Source organism: Nocardia sp. GCM10030253, from assembly GCF_042675075.1.
In the GTDB taxonomy this organism is placed as follows: Bacteria; Actinomycetota; Actinomycetes; order Mycobacteriales; family Mycobacteriaceae; genus Nocardia.
In genome coordinates this window covers 354,430-375,126 of sequence record NZ_JBHTDL010000012.1, presented here as the reverse complement: position 1 = coordinate 375,126, position 20,697 = coordinate 354,430, and the positions used below count along the sequence as shown (strand labels likewise).

The following is a 20,697-nucleotide window of genomic DNA, read 5'->3' as shown; positions in this document are numbered from 1 at the left end:
AGCGACCTGCAAGCAGTCGCTACCGATGCCCTTTCGAGCGACAGACCAGTCGCTACCGATGTCCTTTTCGAGCGACAGAGCAGTCGCTACCGATAGGCCGCACCCGAGGAGCCTGGAGATGTCGAAGCAGACCGAAACCCTGTTCAACCCGAAGACCAGCGAGTTCGCCGAGTTCGACGCGGAGACCCGCCGACTGCTGCGCGCGGTGGTCGACTGGTTCGAGGCCCGCGGCAAGGCGGTGCTGAAGCAGGAGGATCGGGACCGGATCTGGTATTCGGAATTCCTCGGCTTCGTCAAGCGTGAACGGGTGTTCGCGACTTTCCTCACCCCCGCCGCCGAGGCGAACGGCGATCCGAACAAGCGCTGGGACACCGCGCGCATCGCGATGCTGAGCAAGATCCTCGGCTTCTACTCCATGCAGTACTGGTACGTCTGGCAGGTCACCATCCTCGGGCTCGGCCCGATCTGGCAGAGCGACAACGCCGCAGCCAAGCGGCGGGCCGCCGCGCTGCTGGATTCGGGGGAGATCTTCGCTTTCGGTCTCTCCGAGAAGGAGCACGGCGCCGACGTCTACTCCACCGACATGGTGCTAGAGCCCGAGCTCGGCGGCGGTTTCACCGCCAGCGGCGGCAAGCACTACATCGGGAACGGCAATCAGGCCGCGATGGTTTCGGTATTCGGCCGCCGCGCCGACAAGCCGATCATCGATAGCTCGAAGGCGCTGGAAAGCAAGCCGACGCAGGAAGATTACGAGGGGTATCTGTTCTTCGTCGCGGACAGCAAGCACAAGAACTACAAGCTGCGTGGCAATGTCGTCGACAGCCAGATGTACGTGGCCGCCTTCGATCTGGAGAAGTACCCGGTGGCCGAGGAGGACATCCTGCACCGCGGTGAGGAGGCCTTCCATGCCGCGATGAACACTGTCAATGTCGGCAAGTTCAATCTCGGCTTCGGCGCGGTCGGTGCCTGCGAACATGCCTACTACGAGGCGATTACGCATGCGGAGAACCGAATCCTGTTCGGGCACCGGGTGACCGAGTTCCCGCAGGTGCAGTCGCTGATGACCGATTCGTTCGCGCGGCTGATGGCGATGAAGCTCTACAGTGAGCGCGCCATCGACTACATGCGCTCCGCGTCGCCGGAGGACCGGCGCTACCTGCTGTTCAACGCCATCGAGAAGATGACCGTCACTCGACAGGGGCAGCGGATCGTCGAGGACCTCGCGGACGTGATCGCGGCCCGTGGCTTCGAGAAGGACATGTTCTTCCCGATGGCGATGCTCGGCCTGTTCGGGCTGCCGCGCCTGGAGGGCACGGTGCACGTGAACATGGCGCTGTCGCTGAAGTTCATGGCCAACTACATGTTCCATCCGGCCGATGCCGGATTGGTCGCGCTGCGTTATCTTCCCGGCGCGGGCGTCGCACCGAAGAGCGCGGTACGGGCGGTGTCCGGTGCGCTGAGCTGGTCGAGCAGGCATCTCGCGCCGCGTGCCGGTGCGGCGGTTCCCAAGCTGCGCAAAGAGATTGCCGGTGCCAGCTACGCGCCGGTGCCGACCCGGCGGGACCCGGCCGACGACGAGTTCCTGTTCCGGCAGGGGCCGAGCAGTGGTCTCGGCCGGATCCGGTTCAGTGATTGGCGGCCGGTCTTCGACGCGTTCGCGCACGTGCCGAATGTCGCGGTATTCCTGGAACAGGCGCTCGCGCTGCAGACCTTGCTCGCGGCGGCGGAGCCGACCGCGACCCAGCAGCGCGACGTGGACTTCCTGTTCGCGATCGGTGAGCTGTTCACCGCCGTTCCGTATGCGCAGCTCATTCTCGAGCAGGCGCAGATCGACGGCACCAGCCCGGCGCTGCTGGACCAGATCTTCGACATCTTCGTGCGCGAGCTCTCCAAGCACGCGCTGACACTGCACGCCAAGCCTGCCGCGACCAAGGCGCAGCAGACTCGAGCGCTGGACCTCGTGCGTCGTCCGATCGCCGATCGGGCCCGGTTCGACGCGGTGCTCGCGCAGGCTCGGGCACACGCCGGCGAGTACGAGATGAATCCGTAGACCCCCAAAGCAGTTGAGATCAAGCCGGACACCGAACCGCTGAAGAACTGGGTGCGCTGATCCTCAGTCGGTGAATTCGGCGATCACTGGTGCGTGGTCGCTGGCGCCCTTGCCTTTTCGCTCCTCGCGGTCGACCACGGCGTCTTTCGCGTGGGCCGCGAGGGTGGGGGAGGCGAGGATGAAATCTATGCGCATGCCTTCTTTGCGTGGGAAGCGCAGCTGGGTGTAGTCCCAGTAGGTGTAGACGCCGGGGCCGGGGGCGAAGGGGCGCATGACGTCGGCGAAGCCGGTGTCGACGATGGCGTTGAAGGCGTCGCGTTCCGGCTGGGAGATATGGGTCTTGTCGGCGAAGTATTCGACGGACCAGACGTCGTCGTCGGTCGGTGCGATGTTCCAGTCGCCGACCAGGGCGATCTTGGCCTCCGGATTGTCGGCGAGCCACTTCGCGCCGTTGTCGCGCAGGGCCGCAAGCCATTCCAGCTTGTATGTGTAGTGCGGGTCGGTCAGAGTGCGGCCGTTCGGGACGTACAGGCTCCATACCCGCACGCCGGCGCAGGTGGCGCCGAGGGCGCGCGACTCCACGACGGGGGTGCTGATCAGCGATTCACCCGCGTCCTTGTCGAAGCCGGGCTGTTCGGGAAAGGCGAGTTCCACGTTTTCCAGGCCGACACGGGAGGCGATCGCGACGCCGTTCCACTGGTTCAATCCGACGTGGGCGACCTCGTAGCCGAGTTCATCGAAGCGCTCGAACGGGAACTGGTCGTCGCGACACTTGGTTTCCTGCATCGCGAGCACATCGATGTCCTGGCGGTCGAGGAAGTCCGCGACCCGATCGAGGCGGGAGCGGATCGAATTGACGTTCCAGGTCGCGAGACGCACGGATGCCTTCCTTCACAATGGGGTATAGGACCGTTCTACCGGAGGCCGATCCGTTCAGCGAGTGCCCTCCGGCGCGGCGTATCGGTACGCGTGGTGCTCGACGAAGCCCATCTCCTGATACATCGCCATGGCCGCGGCGTTGTCGGCCTCGACCTGAATGTAGGCGTGGGTGGCGCCGCGGGTGTGCCCCCAGCGCATCAGCTCGGCGCACACCAGCGAACCGAGCCCGTGCCTGCGATGGGCCGTGGCGACCGCGACACAGGTGAGCCCGACCCAGTGGCGGCCGTCCGGCGCGGTGGTGAGCGCGCCGCGGCCGATCGCGATCGGCCGCGGCAGGCCGAGCGACGCGAAGCCCACCTCGCCGTCCTGCACCGCGGTCAGCACCTCCTGCACCGGAACCGGTCTCGAAACGTGCTGTGCTGTTGGATCTTCACCCTTGAACCGGTGCATCTCCAGCCAGGCCGCGTCGGGTGTCTGTGTCACCCGAACCATCGGCGGCCCCTGCGGGAGGACGACGGTGTCGATGTCGATACCGAGCACGGCGGTCTCGCTCCAGGTGCGCCAGCCCGGCGGCACGGGAGCGAGACGATCGGGCAGCTGCAGCAACAGCGGCAGCCCGTGTGCGGTGAACCACTCGCCGATGCGGTGCATGGTCTCCGCGCCCAGCGCTGCGGGTCCGTCGGAATTGCCGAGCGGGACAGCTGAATTGGCGCGTCCGGTGTACCCCTTTCCGGCGCGCACCAGCCAGCCGTCGATCCAGGCGTGCTCGAGCCCCGGCCAGCCATTGGCCGCGGCGGCCTCGAGTGCCCGGATCTCCTTGGTGCGAATAGGTCTCGGCCCCAATGCTTTCAGCGCGACGACCCGGTCCGCTGCGACGGATACGACCTGCCCGTCGGCGGAGCGCACCGTCGGCGGATCCAGCGAGACGAGCTCGCCGATCACATCTGTGAGCGGTTGTGGATAACCGGCGGGCAGCTGATAACGCAGCACCACTCGGCGACCGAGCGGAAGATCGGGCAGCGCAGGGTCAGTCATCGTGTCCGAACGGATCGGGAACGGTGCCGGGAATCCAGCTCAATCCGGGCACGCCCCAGCCATTTCGCTTGATCGCCTTCTTCGCGGCGCGGGCATTGCGCCCGACCAGCACGTCGACGTAGAGGAAACCATCGAGATGGCCGACCTCATGCTGCAGCATGCGCGCGAAGAAGTCCTTGCCTACGATATCCACCGGCTCGCCGTGCTCATCGATACCGGTGACCCGAGCCCACTCGGCCCGACCGGTGGGGAACTGCTCGCCGGGTACCGACAGGCAGCCCTCTTCGTCGTCATCGGGATCGGGCATGCCCTCGGGGATTTCCGAGGTCTCGAGCACCGGGTTGATCACCGCGCCCTTGCGACGTGTCATCTTGCCGTCCGCGCCGATATCGGGGCAGTCGTAAATGAACAGCCGCAGCGGCACGCCCACCTGGTTGGCGGCCAGGCCGACGCCGTTGGCGGCGTCCAGGGTCTCGTACATGTCCGCGATCAGCTCCGCGAGCTCCTCCGGCGTCTGGCCGACCCGTTCCGTCGGGTTGTGCAGAACGGGGTCGCCGACGATCACGATGGGGAGGATTGCCATGGGGCAATTATTGCGGGGCGAGCCGGGCGACGGGGCGTGAGGGTGCGTACACATCGTTGACAGGTGTTACCGGGGAGTAGTGAACACGCCGAGACGAGGATGCGGCATTCCCATCGGCCCGTGGTTGAATGATCCGCGACCTACAAGCATCATTTTTCGTCTGGTGGTTACTCGGCGAGGGAGCGAGATGGACGGCGCAGCGGCACGGAATCTTTCCGCGATCCAAGACAGCCCTTCTGCGAGCGAAGATGTCACGGTAGAGGTCTCGACACAGACCGACGACGGTGACAGCGACGGTTTGAGCCGTCGCGAACGCGAAATTCTGGACTTCGAACGTAAGTGGTGGAAGTACGCGGGGGCCAAGGAAGAGGCCATCCGCGAACTGTTCGGCCTGTCGCCGACCAGGTATTACCAGGTCCTCAACGCGGTCGTGGACCGCCAGGAGGCGCTTGCCGCCGACCCGATGCTGGTGAAGCGACTGCGCAGGCTGCGGGCGAGCAGGCAGAAGGCCAGAGCCGCACGGCGGCTCGGCTTCCAGGTATGACCCGTTGCTGTGAATAGAGACTAGGGTCGAGCAGGTGAGCTACCCGAATCCCACCTCCGGGGGACCGCCGCTGCGTGCGCTGGCGATGGTGTTGATCGCGTTGGCCATCGTTTTCGCGGGCCTCGGTGCGATGTCGCTGTCGAATTCCGACACCGACACCTCGGGCGCAGGCGAGTCGGAGGCCGCGACGCCCGCGTCACAGGTTCAGGCAACGTCCGCTGTGGTCCGGACTACAGCCGCCGCGCCGACGTCGGTGGCGGCCACCACCACCACCGCGACATCGACGACGACAACGCCACCGGCGACAACGGCCGCCCTGAATCGTGCGGTGCCGGTGCGGGTGCTGAACAACAGCCTGGTCGTCGGATTGGCGTCGCGCACCGCGAGCCAACTCAGCGCCAGTGGCTGGAATGTCGCCGAAGTCGGGAACTATCCCGGTGAGAATGTCGCGAAAACGACTGTGTTCTATGGAAATACGCCCGGCGAGCGGGAAGCGGCCGCGGCGATCGCCGCGGAACTCGGCGCCAGCGCCGTACCGCGCAGTACCGGAACCGGTGACTCGGGTTCGGGTGTGACCGTCGTTGTCACGGGTAACTGAGGTCTGAGGCCCGCCGCGACACGGCCCGGTCACTCGTGCGACACGACGGGCGTGGCATCATCTTGTCCGGAACGAACGTGTCCACCCAGCTTTACTCGTAAACTCGGTACTCGTAAAGGAGTTCCCCCAATGGCCCCGTCCACAACTCGTCGCCCGTCCTGGCGGACTGTGACCCCGGTGCTTGCGGTCGCAGTCTTCGGCCTCGCTGCCTGTTCCAACAGTCAGGAGTCGAGTGACGTCAAGGGAACCACGCCCCCGGTGTGGACCGGCGAGTCCGCTCCGGCAGCCGGAACCGGTACCGAGCACGGCAGCGCCGACGCCAACAGCGGTGTGAAGGTCGAGCTGAAGGACCCCGCGGGCGCCGCTGTCGGCACCGCGAACTTCACCAAGGACGGTCACCACCTGCAGGTCGCGGTCGAGGCTCACGGTTTGCGGCCCGGATTCCACGGGATGCACATCCACCAGGTCGGCAAGTGCGAGGCCAACTCGGTCGCGCCCACCGGCGGACCGGCGGGTGCCTTCCTCTCGGCAGGCGGCCACCTGCAGGTCGGCAGCGCCAACGCACACCCGGCCAGCGGCGACCTGACCTCGCTCGAGGTCCGGGAAGACGGCATGGCGAAGCTGGTCACCACCACCGACGCGGTGACCCTGGAGGAGATCAAGGGCAAGGCCCTGATCATCCACGCCGACGCCGACAACTTCGGCAACATACCCAACCGTTATGTCCGAGCCGACGGCGTTGCCGGCCCGGACGACACCACTCTGGCAACCGGCGACGCGGGTGGCCGTGTCGCCTGCGGCGTCATCCAGTAGCAAGGTTCGATATGGCCGGGGCAGGAATCGAGCGGGTTCCCTTCCAAGGTTCGCCCCGGCCGACGATCGGTGTCGAATGGGAGATCGCGCTGGTCGACAAGGTCACCCGTGATCTGTCGAATACGGCTGCGGCAGTCTTCGATTCGGTGGGCGACCTCCGGGCGCACGACGGCACACCGCAGGTCACCAAGGAGTTGCTGCGCAATACTGTCGAGCTGGTCACCGGGGTGCACAACACCGTCGGTGAGGTGGTCGACGATCTGAGCGCCACCATGGAAACCGTGCGCCGCGCCGCCGACCCACTCGGTGTCGATCTGTTCTGCGCGGGCACCCATCCGTTCGCCCAGTGGACGGCGCAGCAGCTCACCCGTTCAGCGCATTACGACGAGCTGATCGAGCGCACCCAGTGGTGGGGTCGCCAGATGATGATCTGGGGCGTGCACGTGCACGTCGGGGTTTCCCACCGGGACAAGGTCTTTCCGATCCTGAACTCGATGCTGCTCTCGTATCCGCATCTACTCGCGCTATCGGCGTCCTCGCCGATGTGGGCGGGTTCGGACACCGGATACGCGAGCAATCGGACGCTGATGTTCCAGCAGCTGCCCACCGCCGGATTGCCGTTCCAGTTCGAAAACTGGACGGAGTTCGAGCATTTCGTGCACGACCAGATGAAGACCGGGGTGTTCGAGCAGCTCGGCGGCATGCACTGGGACATCCGGCCCGCGCCCAAGTGGGGCACGATCGAGGTGCGCATTTGCGACGGCATCTCGACCCGCGCGGAATTGGCGGCGATGGCCTCGTTCATCCACTGCTTGATCGTGGATCTCGACCAGCGGGTCGAGAACGGCGAACGGCTGCCGACGTTGCAGCCGTGGCACGTACAGGAGAACAAGTGGCGGGCCGCCCGCTACGGCCTGGACGCGATCGTCATCGTGGACGCCGACAGCAACGAGCGGTTGGTCACCGATGACCTGATTGATCTGCTGAACCGGTTGGAGCCGACGGCCAAGCGGCTCGGGTGCGCGGACGAGCTGCGACTGGTCGCCGAGATTCCGGAGCGTGGCGCGTCGTATCAGCGGCAGCGCAAAGTCGCCGCGGCCGCCCAGGGCGATCTGATCGCGGTGGTCGACGCCCTGGTCAAAGAGTTGGACCAGTAAGTTTTCACACCGTTTCGGTCGACTGTCGTTCAGTTGGCCAGTGGGGTGGCGTTCATCCCCCGTTTACTATGGTCGACGTGCTTGTCGAAGATCCGGGTTCCAGAGTTGGAAGTGCGAAGGCACGGATGCGTGTACCGCATGCCCGGGTGTGGGTGGCGGCTGCTGTGGCCGCCGTGCCGATCCTGCTGATCGCCCTGCAAATCGTGGCCATCGAGCAGGGCTTCGAAGGGCCGCTGGAGAGCCTCTGGCACGACTACGTCGGCACACCCAAGTCCATGTCGGTGCCATGGGCCGGGCTGTTGCTCGCCCTGGTCGGTATCTCGATGCGGCGCCGAATCATCGCGCTCGGCGCGGCCGTTGCCATCGACCTGGTGTGTGCCGGAGGGCGGCTGCTGGCAGGCGATCCGGTAACCGTCGGCAACGGCCCGGTGATCGTGCTCACCGGGCTCGCGGTGCTCGCCTGGCTGCGCTGGAGCGGCATCGAGCGGCGCAACGCGCTGCATGCCGCGGCGCTCGGCGCATTGCTGATCCTCGCCACCAAGGTGGGTGATGTCTGGCTGCACGTCACGGTGATCACCAGGCCGACGGTGCTCGACGAATACGTAATGCTGGCCGACCATGCCCTCGGCGATCCGTCGTGGGTGATGGGCCGGGTAGTCGACGCGCTCGGCCCCGCGGTCTACGCGGTGCTGCACTGGGTGTACATCGAGCTGCCGGTCGCGGCGATCGTCGTCGCGGTGTGGCAGCTGCGCCGGGTGGTCCCCACCGGGCAGTGGCCGACTCACTATCTGGTGCGGACGTTTCTGGTGCTGGGGCTGCTCGGCCCGGTCATCTACGTGATCTTCCCGGTGGTGGGTCCGATGTTCGCGTTCGGACCCGACGGCAACGGGCTGCAGGTCGGCAATTTCTGGCCGGGCGTGCTGCCGCCGATCGATCGCAGCCCCGCGCCACTTCCGTTCGACGCCGCGACGCCGCGCAACTGCATGCCGTCCATGCATACGGCCTGGGCGCTGTCGGTATTCCTGCACACCCGCCGCGACACCAACGGCGAGCGGGCCCCGCTCTGGCTGCGCTGGGGCGGCGCCTTCTGGCTGCTCGGCACCCTGACCGCGACACTCGGCTTCGGCTACCACTACGGCGTCGACCTGGTCGCAGGCGCGGTGCTCTGCCTGACCGTCGAGTCGGTGCTGCGTGAACCCGAACGCGGCTGGGGCCTGTTCCGCGTCCGGCTGGTCGGCTTCGGCGCCGCGATCCTCACCACACTGTTGCTCTCCTACCGCTACCTGGCCGTCCCGATGGCCGAATACCCGGTGCTGGCAGGCACGGTCGTACTTGCGCTGCTGGCGGCGATGGCCGCTGCCTTCCATGCCACCTGGTTCGCCGGGCGTCCTGGGGTCGCGTCGACGGATCAGGAGCTCGCCGCGTCCTCGGTGGGGTGATCCCGCGGTCGGGTACCGGTCCGGGCTTTCGCCGAGACGATGGGCGCCGGGCCTGACGAGGCTGAGGCTCAGCGAGATCGGTGCTCGGCGAGTCAGGGGCCGTCGATGTCGTCGCCGAGCTCGTTGACCCGGAGCAAGCCGTCGCGGTGGCGCTGTTCGCGGTACGCGGTGCGGCCGATCAAGTGCGCGATGACCGGGGCCGTGAGCAGGGTGAACAAGCCGACCAGGACCAGCAACCAGACGTTGCCGTGGCCGCGCAGTGGGATCGCCGCGCCCCCCAGTACCAGGATCAGCCCGATCACCTGCGGTTTGGTGGCGGCGTGCATGCGTGCGAGGGTGTCGCGGAAGCGCACGATCGCGATCGCCGCGGTCAGTGCCAAGACGGCGCCGGACAGGATCAGCACGGCGGAAACCCAGTGCCACAGTGTCATCGGGTGTTTGGCGCGGATACTCCCTCGTTCACGAGGGAGAGGAAGCGCCATCCTCCTTTCAGAGGTTGGGTCGCGGGGATTTGTCGGTGGTGTCGGTTACATTGCCGGGTGTGGATGAGGTGGTGCGGTACAGCTATCGTCTGCGCCCTGGCGTGCGGGCGGAGCGGGCGCTGGTCTCGGAGTGGCATCGGTGCCGGTTTCTGTGGAATGAGGCTGTGCACCAACAAAAGTCGGGTGGTCGTCTGTCCTTCGGCAAGCTCGGGAAGCTGCTCACCGAAGCGCGTGGCCGCAACGAGTGGTTGCGGGAGGGGTCGCAGGTCGCTCAGCAGCAGACGCTGCGTACTTACGCGCAAGCCCTGGACCATTCGTTCCAGGTGAAAGGGCGTGGCCGGCCGAGGTTCAAACCACGTAAGAAGGCGCTGCCGTCGCTGGAATACACCGTGCGCGGGTTCACTATCCGCGCTGGCAGGCTGCTCCTGCCGAAAGGGGTTTCCATCCCGGTCGTGTGGTCGCGGGAATCGCCGTCGGATCCGTCGTCTGTTCGTATCACCCGGGACAGTCTGGGGCATTGGTATGCCTCGTTCGTCGTCCGCCGTGCGGTGGAATCCGTGCCGGTAGCAGAGGGTGGTGTCGGTATCGACTGGGGTGTGACTACCACGGCCACGACCACCGACACCGAGTTCGATCTGCCGTTTCTGGGGCATCGGAAGCGGTGCGCCGCGGAACTGGCGAAAGCGCAACGGCGTATGGCGCGTCGGCACAGTGGTACACGCGGCCCCCAGTCCGCCGGTTACCAGCGGGCCACCCGGCAGGTGGCGAAGTTGCACAAGAAAGCGGCCCGTCGAACCCGGCATGATTCGCGGGTGTGGGCGAAACGTGTTGTCGCCAGTCATGGGTTGATCGCTGTGGAGGATTTCAGGCCGAAGTTTCTGGCGAAGTCGACGATGGCGCGTAAGGCTGCGGACGCGGCGATCGGTGGGGCGACGCGGGAGTTGATCGAGCGTGGTGTGCGGGCTGGCCGGAGGGTGGTGTTGGTTCAGCCCGCCTTTACGACGATGACGTGCAGTGACTGTTTTGCGAGAGCCAAGCGACTGGAACTGCGCGAACGAACTTTCCGATGCCCCGATTGCGGTTATACCGCTGGTCGGGACCGGAACGCTGCCGGAGTGATTCTGGTTGTGGCAGAACGCGGCCACATCAGCGTTGACGATGTGAGACAAGCGGATCACCTCCTTCGGGTGGGTGGTTCGGTTGCGGTCTGAGCTGAGAATCTCCTGCCTTCAGGCAGGGGAAGCGTTAACGGTCGTCCCTGACTCGGAATCGGGAAACGGCGGCCGAGCCGAGGAACCCGACGAGCGCCAACGCGACGATCGCGGGAAGCACGGTGGTGTCGTCGCTGTAGGCCGCCCAGACCGCGAGCCCGGAGGCGGCGATCGCCATCAGCGAGTCGATGCCGACGACCCGGTCCAGGGTGCTCGGCCCGGCCAGCACTCGGTAGCTGGTGATCACGGCCGCTGCCGTCAACAGCACGGCGGCGACAATGGCGACGACGGTCATTTGTTCACCTCCGGTGGCTCGGTGAGCTGCCATTCGGCGGGACGCTCGAACGAGTCGATCAGCAATCGCTCCAGCCGCCGGGTGGTCCGATAGAACTTGTCCACGGCCCCCTCGCTGCCCACATCGAGCACGTGGACGAAGACGACGCGGCGTTGTTTCTCGATCTCCAGCACCATCGTTCCCGGAATCAGATTCAGCAGATCCGTGCACAAGGCGAGCACCAGATCGGATTTGATCTCCATGCGCAGCCGCAGCACGCCGGAGACCGGCGGCCGGGCCGGCCGGATCGCGAACCAGGCCACCTGGAGACTGGATTCGAGCGCGTAGTACACGCTCACCACAATGAGTTCGGCCAGCGACAGCGGGTGCAGTCGCCCGGCGACCGGCACCCGCGGCAGTGGCAGTGTCACCATGATCAGCGCGGCGACGGCGAGCCCGGCCAGCAGGTTGGCGACGCTGAGGTCACCCCACAGCGCCATGTAGACGGCGGTCAGCCAGAGCAGGATGCCGACTCGGACGGCCCGCTCCCGATTCACCGCCGCGCGACCGAGGCTCATCGGACCGCTCCCGGCTCGTCTGTTCCCGAATTACCGAGCACCGCACGGATATACACCACGGGATTGCGCAGATCCGTCGCGGCGCGGTCGGCGATGCCGAGGATAGGCCCGGCCAGCACGGTGAGGCTGAGACCGACCGCGACCAGTGCCGTCGTCGAGAGCACCATCAGCACCGGCATGCGGCCCGGGTCGGTGCGTTCGTCGTAGAGCACATCGGTCGAATCCTCGATCAGGGTCGGCGGTTTCGCGGCCGTGAGATGGCCCTCCGGCGCCTCCGACCTCGGCCGCCAGAATGCCTTGCTCCACACTCGCGCGACGACATACAGCGTCAGCAGGCTGGTGACCACCGAGCCCGCCACCAACACCAAGGCCAGCACGCTGCCGTCCGCCGCGCCCGCTTGCAACAGCGTGACTTTGCCGATGAAACCTGAGAACGGCGGTATCCCAGCGAGATTGAGCGCGGGGATCAGGAAGAGCACGGCAAGCAGTGGACTCGCGGCGGCCAGCCCGCCGAGCCTGCGCAGCGTCACCGATCCGGCCTGCCGTTCGATCAGCCCGACCACCAGGAACAATGTGGTCTGTACCAGGATGTGGTGCGCCACATAGAAAACCGAGCCCGCCAGCCCGGCCGTGGTGGCGAGCCCGACACCGAACACCATGTAGCCGATATGGCTGACCAGTGTGAACGACAGCAGGCGGCGGATATCGTTCTGCGCGATCGCGCCGAAGATGCCGACCAACATGGTGAGCAGTCCGCAGACCAGCAGCACCGAATCGAAGCCGCCGTCGGGAAACAGCAGCGTGTGTGTCCGAATGATCGCGTACACGCCGACCTTCGTGAGCAGCCCGGCGAAGACGGCGGTCACCGGCGCGGGAGCGGTGGGGTAGGAGTCCGGCAGCCAGTTCGACAGCGGGAAGACCGCCGCCTTGATGCCGAACGCCACAAGCAGCACCGCGTAGATGGCGGTGCGAGTGCCATGGGGCACCTCGCCCATTCGGATGGCCAACTGCGCCAGGTTCAGCGTTCCGGTGGCCGCGTAGGCCAGCCCGATGCCGGTCAGGAAGATCAGCGACGACAGCATCGAGACCATCACGTACGCCACACCCGCGCGTATCCGGTCGGCGGTGGCGCCGACGGTCAGCAGCACGAACGACGCGGCAAGCAGGATCTCGAAACCGACGAACAGATTGAACAGATCACCGGCGAGGAATGCCGCCGAAACACCGGCTGTCAGCACCAGATACGTGGGCCGGTAGATCGAGGTCGGCTGGCGGGCGTCGCCGTCACGGATGTTCTGGCCCGCACCGTAGAGGGCGACGACCAGCAGCACGATGGACGAGACGAGCAGCATCGCGGCGGAGAGCCGATCCACCACCAAGGTGATCCCGATCGGCGTTTCCCAGCCGCCGACCTGCACGGCGGTCGTCCCGTCCCGATCGGCCAGGTACAGCAGCAGCCCGCAGATCACGACAACGGAGGTCAGCGCGAACAGCATGAGCGAACGCTGGCTACGTGGCTTGCGTCCCAACACCAGGGTGGCGGCGGCACCGAGCAACGGGACCAGCACGGGCAGCGGTGCCAGCACGGGCAGCAGATCCGGCGACAGGCTCAATCCTCCGGGTCCTCTCGCTCGCGCCGCGCGGCGATATCGACGTCTTCCCGGTCGTTCTGGACATCCTCCGTGGTGGTGAGGCTGTAGGACCGGTAGGCGAGCGCGAGGACGAATGCGGCGAGGCCCATGGTGATCACGATCGCGGTGAGCACCATCGCCTGGGCCAGCGGATCGGCCATCCGCTCGTGCGCGTTGTCGGCGTCGCCGCGAATCGGGGGTCTGCCGCTCGGTCCGCCGACGGTCAGGATCAGCAGATTCACCGCATTGCCGAACAGGATCATGCCGAGCAGCATCTTCGACACGGCGCGTTCGAGGATCAGGTATACCCCGCAGGCCACCAGTACGCCGACGAGGACCAGCAGGGTCAGATTTGCCGTCACGACCGGAAACCGCCGTTCGCCGACGCGGTTTCGTCGGTCGACAATTCCTTGTCCAGCCGCGCGCCGAGGCTGCGCAGCACGTCGAGCACCAGGCCGACCACGATCAGATAGACGCCGAGATCGAAGAACGAGGCGGTGACCAGTTTGATGTGCCCGAGCACCGGCAGCGTCACCTCCAGCATCGCCGAGGACAGCGGCGGCGCCCCGAACAGCAGTGAGCCGGCCGCGGTTCCCGCGGCCAGTGTCAGCCCGGCGCCGAGCACGTGACCCGCGTCGACGGGTAGTGCCTCACCGAGTTCGTACCGTCCGCCCGCGAGATAGCGCAGGGTCAACGCGAGTCCGGCGGTGAGCCCGCCCGCGAAACCGCCGCCGGGCGCATTGTGGCCGGAGAAGAAGAAGTACACCGACAGCACCATGATGGTCGGGAAGACCAGGCGGGTGGTGATCTGCAGGACCATCGATCGCTCCCGGCGATCGACGAGCCGACCGGCGGGCAACCAGCTCACCAGGTCCGGGTCGTAGTTCGGGGCGTCGACGGCGCGCGGCGCGCTGCCGAAACGGCGGCTGCGGAACACCAGCGAGGCGACACCGGTCGCGGCGACAACGAGCACGGAGATCTCGCCGAGGGTGTCCCACGCGCGGATATCCACGAGCAGTACGTTGACCGCGTTCTTGCCGCCACCGAATGTGTAGGCGGCGTCAGGGATCAGGCGCCAGATCGGTTCGGTGCTGCGTGCGGCGGTGGCGAACGCGGCGAGCGCCGCCACCGTCGCGCCGACCCCGGCGGCGAGCACCGCCCTTCGCATCTTGAAGGCGGCCGTGCGGCTGTCTTCGATCTCCGCGGGGAAGGCGCGCAACACCAACACGAAGATCACCAATGTCAGTGTCTCGACCAGGAATTGGGTGAGTGCGAGATCCGGGGCGCCGTGCAGCGCGAAGATCACACCGCACCCGTAGCCGGTGCCGCCGACGACCAGGACGCTGGCCAACCGATTGCGCAGCAGCGTCGCGCTGAGCGCCATGGCCGCCATGATCGACCCGACGGCCAGTTGCAGCGGCGAATCCCACAGGCGCAGCTCGACTCCAGTGCGGGTGCCGATCGCGAGCAACACCGGCGGCAGGACGATCAGCGTGCCGAGGATGGTCGCCTGGCTCAACGGTAGCGAACCCCGCTGCACCGCACCGGTCATCCGCAGTGACAGCCGGTCCATCGCCGCGAGGGTGGCGTCGTAGGCGCGGTCGGCGTTGCCGAATCTGGGCCGCGCGGATTCTCCGATGCGGGCGCGTACTCCGAACAGCGCGATGCCCGCGGCGATGATGAGAATCGTCAGCGCGAGCGGGGCATTGAATCCGTGCCACAGCGCCAGATGTGAATCCAGGATCCCTGGAAGGGTTTTCGCGTACGGGCTCAGCAGCTCGTCTACCCATGGTGCGGCCAGGCCCGCGGCCGAGCCCGCCACCGCGAGTACCGCGGGCGCTGCCAGGAAGAGCGCACCGGGCGCATGCCAGTGTCCGTTCCCCTGGCCGTCCGGAGTCCGATCCGCCGCGCCATGCAAGTCCGCGTCGTCCGCGCCGTGCCGAGCGGTCCCTGGCTTGTCCGCGAACGCTCCCCATACGAAGCGGATGCTGTAGCCGACCGTCAGCATGGATCCGAGCACCACTCCGGTGGCAAGGGCGGCCCTGGCCGGCCCGGCGAGCGATTCGGTGTCCAGGATGGCGGTCAGCGCACTTTCCTTGCCGACAAAGCCGAGCAGCGGCGGTATCCCGGCCATGCTGAGCGCGGCGAGAACCGCGACCGCGCACAGCACCGGTGCGCGGCGGCCGAGGCCGGACAGTCGCCGTAGATCCCGCGTGCCCGCCCCGTGGTCGATGATGCCGACCACCATGAACAGACACCCCTTGAAGAACGCGTGCGCGACGATCAGTGTGACGCCGGCGAGGGCAGCGTCCGGGGTGCCGAGGCCGACCAGCAGCATCAGGAAGCCGAGCTGGCTCACCGTGCCGAATGCCAGCACCAGTTTGAGGTCGGACACCTGTAGTGACCGGAACCCGGCCAGCAGCATCGACGCCACCCCGAGGGTCAGGATCAACGGATGCCATGCCGGGCTGCTCGCGAACACCGGCGCAAGCCGGGCCACCAGATACACGCCCGCCTTCACCATGGCGGCGGCGTGCAGATACGCACTGACCGGGGTCGGCGCGGCCATCGCACCGGGCAACCAGAAGTGCAACGGCACGATCGCCGATTTGCTCAACGCCCCGATGAGCAGCAGCACCACAGCGACATTCACCGCGTTGCCGTCCGGCGGCCGCGCCCGTGCGAGCAGGTCCGACAGCAGATAGCTGTCGCTCGCCTCGCCGAGGATGATGATGCCGACGAGCATCGCGAGCCCACCCGCGCCGGTCACCAGCAGCGCCTGGATCGCCGCCCTGCGGCTGACCGCCTGCTCGGCGTTGTGGCCGACCAGCAGGAACGACAACACCGTCGTGGCTTCCCAGAAGACGAAAAGCAGCAGCATGTTGTCGCTGGTGACCAGGCCGAACATGGCACCGGCAAAGGCGACCATCTCGGCAGCGAAAATCCCGAGCTGCGGCTCGTCGTCCTCGAAATACCTGGCGCAGTAGATCAGGATCAGCGTGCCGATGCCGAGGACGAGTGCCGACATGACGGCGGCGAGGGAATCGAAACGCAGATCGATGTTCATCTCGATACTCGGCGCCCACGCGATCCGAACCTGCTGTGTGCTACCCCAATTCGCGATCACCCATCCCAGGCCGCCGAGCGGGACGAGCGCGAGAACATAGAACGCATTGCGGCCCAACGCCCGCACACACAACGGTGCCGCGAGCGCGGCTGTGGCATGCGCGAGCAGGATTGCGAGCAAACTGCACTCCGTCGGGTCGGGGCGGCGGGGTGATGCGGGTAAATCCTACGCGGAGCGCGTGTTTTCGGTGGTTCGAGCGAGTATGGCGTCGGCCATGTCGGAGCGGATCGGCTATATATCCGCTAATTTTTCGTCGTCGGTGGATTCGTCCGGTTGCGGTCGGCTGCGCGGCCGGAAGCGGTGCAGCGCGGCCAACCCGACGGCCGAACAAATCGCGATCGCGAGCGCGGTCCGACCCGGTATCGATGAGCCGGTGGAGGCGCCGTGCATCGGCCCCACGTTGTGCTGGAGCCCTACCGCGGTGACGATCGAGGGCAGGTACAGGGCCGCGATCGCCAGCACACCGCTCGGGGCGTAGCGTGGCCACGCCGCGCCGCAGCAATAGCCCGCCGTCAGCGCGAGGGCGGTGCTGCCTGCCGCGAGTACGACGGCACCATCGTTGCTCGCGGTGACGATGGCGTACCCGGCAAGCCCGGCGATCAGCGTGATCGCGAGCGCCTTCGAGGGCAGCCGGATCCCGATGAACAGTCCGACGGCCGTCAGCGCGAGCACCACAAGCACGCTCCAGCCCGGGCGAGGGGCGTAGCCGATGGCGTCGGCGGCGGGAACCAGACTCGCCGCGAGGTAGACGCCTGCGCCATCGCGGCCGGGCAGCAGCATGGCCGCGGCCGTGGCGGCGAGTGTGGTCGCGGTGACCGCGAGTCCGATATCGACCGCGTGACTGACATCGGGTGCGTCCTCGTACTGGCGGGCCAGCCATTCGGTGACGGCGAGAACGACGAGCGAAAGCACCATGGCCGCGAGGATCGGCGTCACCGGGAGTTCGACGGCAATCCGTGGTGGCCGCTCTTGCTGCGGCCGGGAACGGTTCCGGTAGGCGCTGATCACCAGTAACCAAACCGCCGCCGCGATCAGCCATCGTGGCGGAGTTTCCAGCACCCGCAACGGGTCGCGATCGGTGATTTCGAGCAATTGGGCGAGGTCGCCGAATACGAAGAAGCCCGCGCCACCCAGTGCGAATCCGACCGCGGGCGCCGGCCTGCGCAGCACCGCCGCACCGAGCGCGCCGAGCAGGACACCCGCGCACACCGCGTCCAGATAGTTCTGCGTGGTCAGCATGTCGGGTGAGGAAACGTGGCGTCCGGCAAAGTGATTGATATACATGCCGAGCGCGCCACCGAGTGCTGTCGCCCACGCCGTCAGCGGGCGGGTGAAGGTGGTCACCACCACGGCGACCGCGACCGCGACGATCACGCCGATAGCGGCGCCGCGTGGCACGCTGTTGATGAGACTGGTCATCCGATACGGCGTGCTCTCGCCCGTCCACGTGAAGGTGATCGGCAGAAACAGCGCCACGCCGGCGACCGCGGCCCCCAGAAAGGCCGTGATCGTGTCGACCGCATCGCCGATCCTGCGCACGATGCGAACATACCTGTGTGCGGTCGTTGAATTTGTGGTTACCGATACATTGCCCGGCTATGTCCGACCTGCGGAAAGGCCAGTAAGACGCCGACTATGGTGAGTTTGCCCGGTATCGGCGACACCCCCGCGCCGCACTAGCCGCGGGTGTCGGCGTAGCGGCGTAGCGACTCCACCTGGTCCGGATCGAGCGAGGGCCGCACCACTGCCCTGGCCGCCGCGACATCGGCCGCGGTGACGTCGGCGGCGTCCATATTCCGCCGCATCGCGGTAAGCGCGGCCTCGCGCAGCAGGGCGGCACAGTCGGCCGCGGAGTACCCGTCCAGGTCGGCGGCGAGCGCGGCGAGATCGACATCGTCGGCCAGCGGTACCGCCCGGCCCGCCGTGCGCAGGATCTCCAGGCGGGCGTCGCTGTCCGGCGGCGGTACGAACACCAGTCGCTCCAGCCTGCCGGGGCGCAGCAATGCGGGATCGATCAGCTCCGGCCGGTTCGTCGCACCGAGCACCACCACATCGCGCAGCGGTTCCACCCCGTCGAGTTCGGTGAGCAGGGCCGCGACCACGCGGTCGCCGACGCCGGAGTCACCGCTCTGGCCGCGCCGCGGCGCCAATGCGTCCACCTCGTCGAGGAAGATCAGTGAGGGCGCGGAATCGCGTGCGCGCTGAAACAATTCGCGCACGGCCCGCTCAGAGGCACCGACCCATTTGTCCATCAGCTCTGCGCCCTTCACCGCGTGCACGCTGAGCTGGCCGGTGCCCGCCAGCGCGCGAACCAGGAAGGTCTTGCCGCAGCCGGGCGGGCCGTAGAGCAGCAGGCCGCGCGGCGGATCGATACCGAGGCGGGCGAAGGAATCCGGATGGCGCAGCGGCCAGAGCACGGTTTCGGTCAGCGCCTGTTTGGTCTCGACCATGTCGCCGACATCGTCGAGGTCGAGGCTGCCGATCGCGAGTTCGTCGACACCGGAACGCGATAGCGGCCGGATCACCTCGAGCGCACCGAGTAGATCGTCCTGGGTCAGCATAGGGTCCGAATGTTGTTTGCTTGCACGGGATGCCGCGCGCAGCGCCGCTTCCCGACACAGCGCCGCGAGATCGGACACCACGAAACCAGGTGTCCTTGCCGCGATTTCGTCCAGTTGCAGTTCCTCCGTCGGAACCTTGCGCAGCAGCTGCTCCAGCAGTGCCTTGCGTACCGCGGCCGTCGGCAGCGCCAGTGCGAGTTCGCGATCGCACAGGTCGGGAGCTCGCAGCCGGGTATCGATATCGGCCGGATGCGCGGTGGTCGCGAGGAATGCGACGCAGGGTTCGGCGACCGCCGCCCGCAGTTGGTCGAGAATGAGGGTGGCGACCGGTTCGGCCTGCGCGGGCAGCAGCGCGTCGATGTCGGTGATGAGCAGGATCCCGCCCTGTCCGGAACCGCTCTCGGCGACCGCCGCGGCGACCTCGCGCAACCGGATGCCGCTCTCGGCCGCGCCGATTGTCGGGCCGTCCAGCTCGATGACGCGGCGCGGTGTGCTCACCGAGCGGGCCAGAGTGGCCTTGCCCGCACCGGCGGGGCCGGTGATCAGCACCCCGAGATGCGGTGTGGCGCCGAGGGTTTTCAGCAATTCCGGCTCATCGAGCGCGAGGCTGAGCCACTCGGCGAGTTTCGCGGCCTGTCCGTGCGCACCCGCCAGATCCTCGACCGGGACCGCCGCTCGGCCGGTGCCCGCGCCCAACCCCGACAGCGCCCCGTTCGTCGCGGCCATGGCGGCCAGTTCGCCCGCCGCGGCCGCCGCGTGCGAGGCCTCGCCCACCGGGATCGGCACCCCGGCCGCCGCGCGATCGGCGGCCTCGCGCGCGGCGACCACGCCCGCACCCCAGACGACAGCGGTATTCGGCTGCACGCTCACCGGTGCGCGCCCTGGATCGGTGGCGGTCACGGTGAGCAGCTCGGTGGTCCACGCGATGCCGAAGGTGCGTGAAAGCGCCTGGGTGGCAGCCGAAGAACTGATATCGGGACCGAGGTCGCGTGGCAGCAGCGACACCGCGTCACCGACCGTCACGACCTTGCCGAGCAGCGCCTGACGCAGTGTCGCCGCCGGAATGGTCCGGGTGGCGTGCACCGACCCGCTCACCGAGATCTGTTTTGCGCCGTACACGGTCACGGGCGACACCACCACGGTGGCATCCTCGCGCAGCCCCGCGTTGGACAGCGTGACGTCGTCGAGCAGCGCCACCCCCGCGGGTGTGTTCGCGGGCGCGACCCCGACGACGGCGGCGGTCCGCCGCGACCCGACCAGCGCGATGCCGTCCCACTCACGCAGCCCGAGCGCGGTCAGCACCTCCGGATGCAGCCGGACCACGCCGCGGCGGGCATCGGCGGCGGACGGATTCAAGCGAGCGGTGAGAGCCAGTTCTGCCACCGTGCCATTCTGCCCGGGCGCGGGCGCGCCCGCCGAAAAATCCCCAGCGCGAGCGCCTCGATCCGCAATTCGCATCCCGTAAACGGAATTGTGAATGTTTTCACGGAACCGGGCGTCGCCTTGTTTCGTCGTCGGCCGCGCTGTGGTCGCAAGACTGCGTGGCGACCCGGTCGTCCGCCGATCGAATCGCGACTACAGCAATCGATAAATCGTGGCGATCCACGGTGGCGTGCGAAGGTCTAGCGCACTGTTTATCGCGAATATTTGCGATTTGTTGGGCGCAGATGTGCTGCGGTAGTCGTATTTCAGTTATGCCCTGGCGAACGAACTGTTTCGTGGTACGACAGCCCGC

General features: G+C 67.2%; 18 protein-coding genes. 7 read left to right on the top strand and 11 right to left on the bottom strand.

Annotation, left to right across the window (positions count from 1 at the left end; translation table 11 throughout):
• Positions 1-118: 118 nt before the first annotated feature.
• On the top strand, positions 119-2,050 hold the full coding sequence (locus ACFQZZ_RS28050) for an acyl-CoA dehydrogenase family protein (protein WP_378686717.1): 1,932 nt from the start codon (positions 119-121) through the stop codon (positions 2,048-2,050).
• A gap of 63 nt (positions 2,051-2,113) precedes the next feature.
• Here ACFQZZ_RS28050 and ACFQZZ_RS28045 read toward each other — a convergent pair whose 3' ends face one another.
• From ACFQZZ_RS28045 to ACFQZZ_RS28035, 3 genes are read right to left on the bottom strand one after another with little or no spacing between them, the layout of a single operon-like run.
• Positions 2,114-2,929, bottom strand: a complete 816-nt coding sequence (locus ACFQZZ_RS28045; protein WP_378686716.1) for an exodeoxyribonuclease III — start codon at positions 2,927-2,929, stop codon at positions 2,114-2,116.
• Positions 2,930-2,983: 54 nt separating this feature from the next.
• Positions 2,984-3,964 carry a GNAT family N-acetyltransferase gene (locus tag ACFQZZ_RS28040; protein ID WP_378686714.1) on the bottom strand — a complete coding sequence of 327 codons (981 nt, stop codon included), beginning with the start codon at positions 3,962-3,964 and terminating at the stop codon, positions 2,984-2,986.
• On the bottom strand, positions 3,957-4,547 hold the full coding sequence (locus ACFQZZ_RS28035; RefSeq protein ID WP_378686712.1) for a peptide deformylase: 591 nt from the start codon (positions 4,545-4,547) through the stop codon (positions 3,957-3,959). Before ACFQZZ_RS28035 ends, ACFQZZ_RS28040 begins: the two co-directional genes overlap by 8 nt.
• A 187-nt stretch (positions 4,548-4,734) precedes the next feature.
• Between ACFQZZ_RS28035 and ACFQZZ_RS28030 the strand changes: the two genes are divergently transcribed.
• From ACFQZZ_RS28030 to ACFQZZ_RS28010, 5 genes are all read left to right on the top strand, one after another.
• The gene (locus tag ACFQZZ_RS28030) at positions 4,735-5,091 is read left to right on the top strand and encodes a DUF3263 domain-containing protein (RefSeq protein WP_378686710.1); all 357 of its coding nucleotides are present in this window, start codon (positions 4,735-4,737) and stop codon (positions 5,089-5,091) included.
• Positions 5,092-5,125: 34 nt separating this feature from the next.
• Positions 5,126-5,689 (top strand): LytR C-terminal domain-containing protein, encoded by a 564-nt coding sequence (locus ACFQZZ_RS28025; RefSeq protein WP_378686709.1) that lies wholly within the window; start codon positions 5,126-5,128, stop codon positions 5,687-5,689.
• Between the two features lie 129 nt (positions 5,690-5,818).
• Entirely contained in the window at positions 5,819-6,502 is a 684-nt protein-coding gene (locus tag ACFQZZ_RS28020) for a superoxide dismutase family protein (RefSeq protein WP_378686707.1), read from the top strand.
• A gap of 11 nt (positions 6,503-6,513) precedes the next feature.
• Positions 6,514-7,659 carry a glutamate--cysteine ligase gene (locus ACFQZZ_RS28015; protein ID WP_378686705.1) on the top strand — a complete coding sequence of 382 codons (1,146 nt, stop codon included), beginning with the start codon at positions 6,514-6,516 and terminating at the stop codon, positions 7,657-7,659.
• A 125-nt stretch (positions 7,660-7,784) separates the two neighbouring features.
• Positions 7,785-9,098 (top strand): DUF5933 domain-containing protein, encoded by a 1,314-nt coding sequence (locus ACFQZZ_RS28010; protein ID WP_378686703.1) that lies wholly within the window; start codon positions 7,785-7,787, stop codon positions 9,096-9,098.
• A 92-nt stretch (positions 9,099-9,190) separates the two neighbouring features.
• Here ACFQZZ_RS28010 and mnhG read toward each other — a convergent pair whose 3' ends face one another.
• The gene (gene mnhG, locus ACFQZZ_RS28005) at positions 9,191-9,529 is read right to left on the bottom strand and encodes a monovalent cation/H(+) antiporter subunit G (protein ID WP_378686702.1); all 339 of its coding nucleotides are present in this window, start codon (positions 9,527-9,529) and stop codon (positions 9,191-9,193) included.
• Positions 9,530-9,639: 110 nt separating this feature from the next.
• Here mnhG and ACFQZZ_RS28000 point away from each other — a divergent pair, with 110 nt between their 5' ends.
• The gene (locus ACFQZZ_RS28000) at positions 9,640-10,791 is read left to right on the top strand and encodes an RNA-guided endonuclease InsQ/TnpB family protein (RefSeq protein ID WP_378686700.1); all 1,152 of its coding nucleotides are present in this window, start codon (positions 9,640-9,642) and stop codon (positions 10,789-10,791) included.
• 34 nt (positions 10,792-10,825) lie between these two features.
• Here ACFQZZ_RS28000 and ACFQZZ_RS27995 read toward each other — a convergent pair whose 3' ends face one another.
• The 7 genes from ACFQZZ_RS27995 to ACFQZZ_RS27965 form a co-directional block, all read right to left on the bottom strand.
• On the bottom strand, positions 10,826-11,086 hold the full coding sequence (locus tag ACFQZZ_RS27995) for a monovalent cation/H+ antiporter complex subunit F (RefSeq protein WP_378686699.1): 261 nt from the start codon (positions 11,084-11,086) through the stop codon (positions 10,826-10,828).
• Positions 11,083-11,622, bottom strand: a complete 540-nt coding sequence (locus ACFQZZ_RS27990) for a Na+/H+ antiporter subunit E (protein WP_378687137.1) — start codon at positions 11,620-11,622, stop codon at positions 11,083-11,085. Before ACFQZZ_RS27990 ends, ACFQZZ_RS27995 begins: the two co-directional genes overlap by 4 nt.
• Before the next feature lie 17 nt (positions 11,623-11,639).
• Complete coding sequence (locus tag ACFQZZ_RS27985; protein ID WP_378686697.1) at positions 11,640-13,256, bottom strand: Na+/H+ antiporter subunit D; 1,617 nt, start codon at positions 13,254-13,256, stop codon at positions 11,640-11,642.
• Positions 13,253-13,636 carry a Na(+)/H(+) antiporter subunit C gene (locus ACFQZZ_RS27980; protein WP_378686695.1) on the bottom strand — a complete coding sequence of 128 codons (384 nt, stop codon included), beginning with the start codon at positions 13,634-13,636 and terminating at the stop codon, positions 13,253-13,255. Before ACFQZZ_RS27980 ends, ACFQZZ_RS27985 begins: the two co-directional genes overlap by 4 nt.
• The gene (locus ACFQZZ_RS27975; protein ID WP_378686693.1) at positions 13,633-16,521 is read right to left on the bottom strand and encodes a Na+/H+ antiporter subunit A; all 2,889 of its coding nucleotides are present in this window, start codon (positions 16,519-16,521) and stop codon (positions 13,633-13,635) included. Before ACFQZZ_RS27975 ends, ACFQZZ_RS27980 begins: the two co-directional genes overlap by 4 nt.
• A 111-nt stretch (positions 16,522-16,632) precedes the next feature.
• Complete coding sequence (locus ACFQZZ_RS27970) at positions 16,633-17,940, bottom strand: hypothetical protein (protein WP_378686691.1); 1,308 nt, start codon at positions 17,938-17,940, stop codon at positions 16,633-16,635.
• Positions 17,941-18,077: 137 nt separating this feature from the next.
• Complete coding sequence (locus ACFQZZ_RS27965; RefSeq protein WP_378686689.1) at positions 18,078-20,345, bottom strand: AAA family ATPase; 2,268 nt, start codon at positions 20,343-20,345, stop codon at positions 18,078-18,080.
• Positions 20,346-20,697: the final 352 nt, after the last annotated feature.

What these genes read in the sequence shown, in the direction of transcription:
- ACFQZZ_RS28050 (WP_378686717.1), top strand. Translation starts at nt 119, where the DNA reads ATGTCGAAGCAGACCGAAACCCTGTTCAACCCGAAGACCAGCGAGTTC.
- ACFQZZ_RS28040 (WP_378686714.1), bottom strand. Translation starts at nt 3,964, where the DNA reads ATGACTGACCCTGCGCTGCCCGATCTTCCGCTCGGTCGCCGAGTGGTG.
- ACFQZZ_RS28035 (WP_378686712.1), bottom strand. Translation starts at nt 4,547, where the DNA reads ATGGCAATCCTCCCCATCGTGATCGTCGGCGACCCCGTTCTGCACAAC.
- ACFQZZ_RS28030 (WP_378686710.1), top strand. Translation starts at nt 4,735, where the DNA reads ATGGACGGCGCAGCGGCACGGAATCTTTCCGCGATCCAAGACAGCCCT.
- ACFQZZ_RS28020 (WP_378686707.1), top strand. Translation starts at nt 5,819, where the DNA reads ATGGCCCCGTCCACAACTCGTCGCCCGTCCTGGCGGACTGTGACCCCG.
- ACFQZZ_RS28015 (WP_378686705.1), top strand. Translation starts at nt 6,514, where the DNA reads ATGGCCGGGGCAGGAATCGAGCGGGTTCCCTTCCAAGGTTCGCCCCGG.
- ACFQZZ_RS28010 (WP_378686703.1), top strand. Translation starts at nt 7,785, where the DNA reads ATGCGTGTACCGCATGCCCGGGTGTGGGTGGCGGCTGCTGTGGCCGCC.
- mnhG (WP_378686702.1), bottom strand. Translation starts at nt 9,529, where the DNA reads ATGACACTGTGGCACTGGGTTTCCGCCGTGCTGATCCTGTCCGGCGCC.
- ACFQZZ_RS27995 (WP_378686699.1), bottom strand. Translation starts at nt 11,086, where the DNA reads ATGACCGTCGTCGCCATTGTCGCCGCCGTGCTGTTGACGGCAGCGGCC.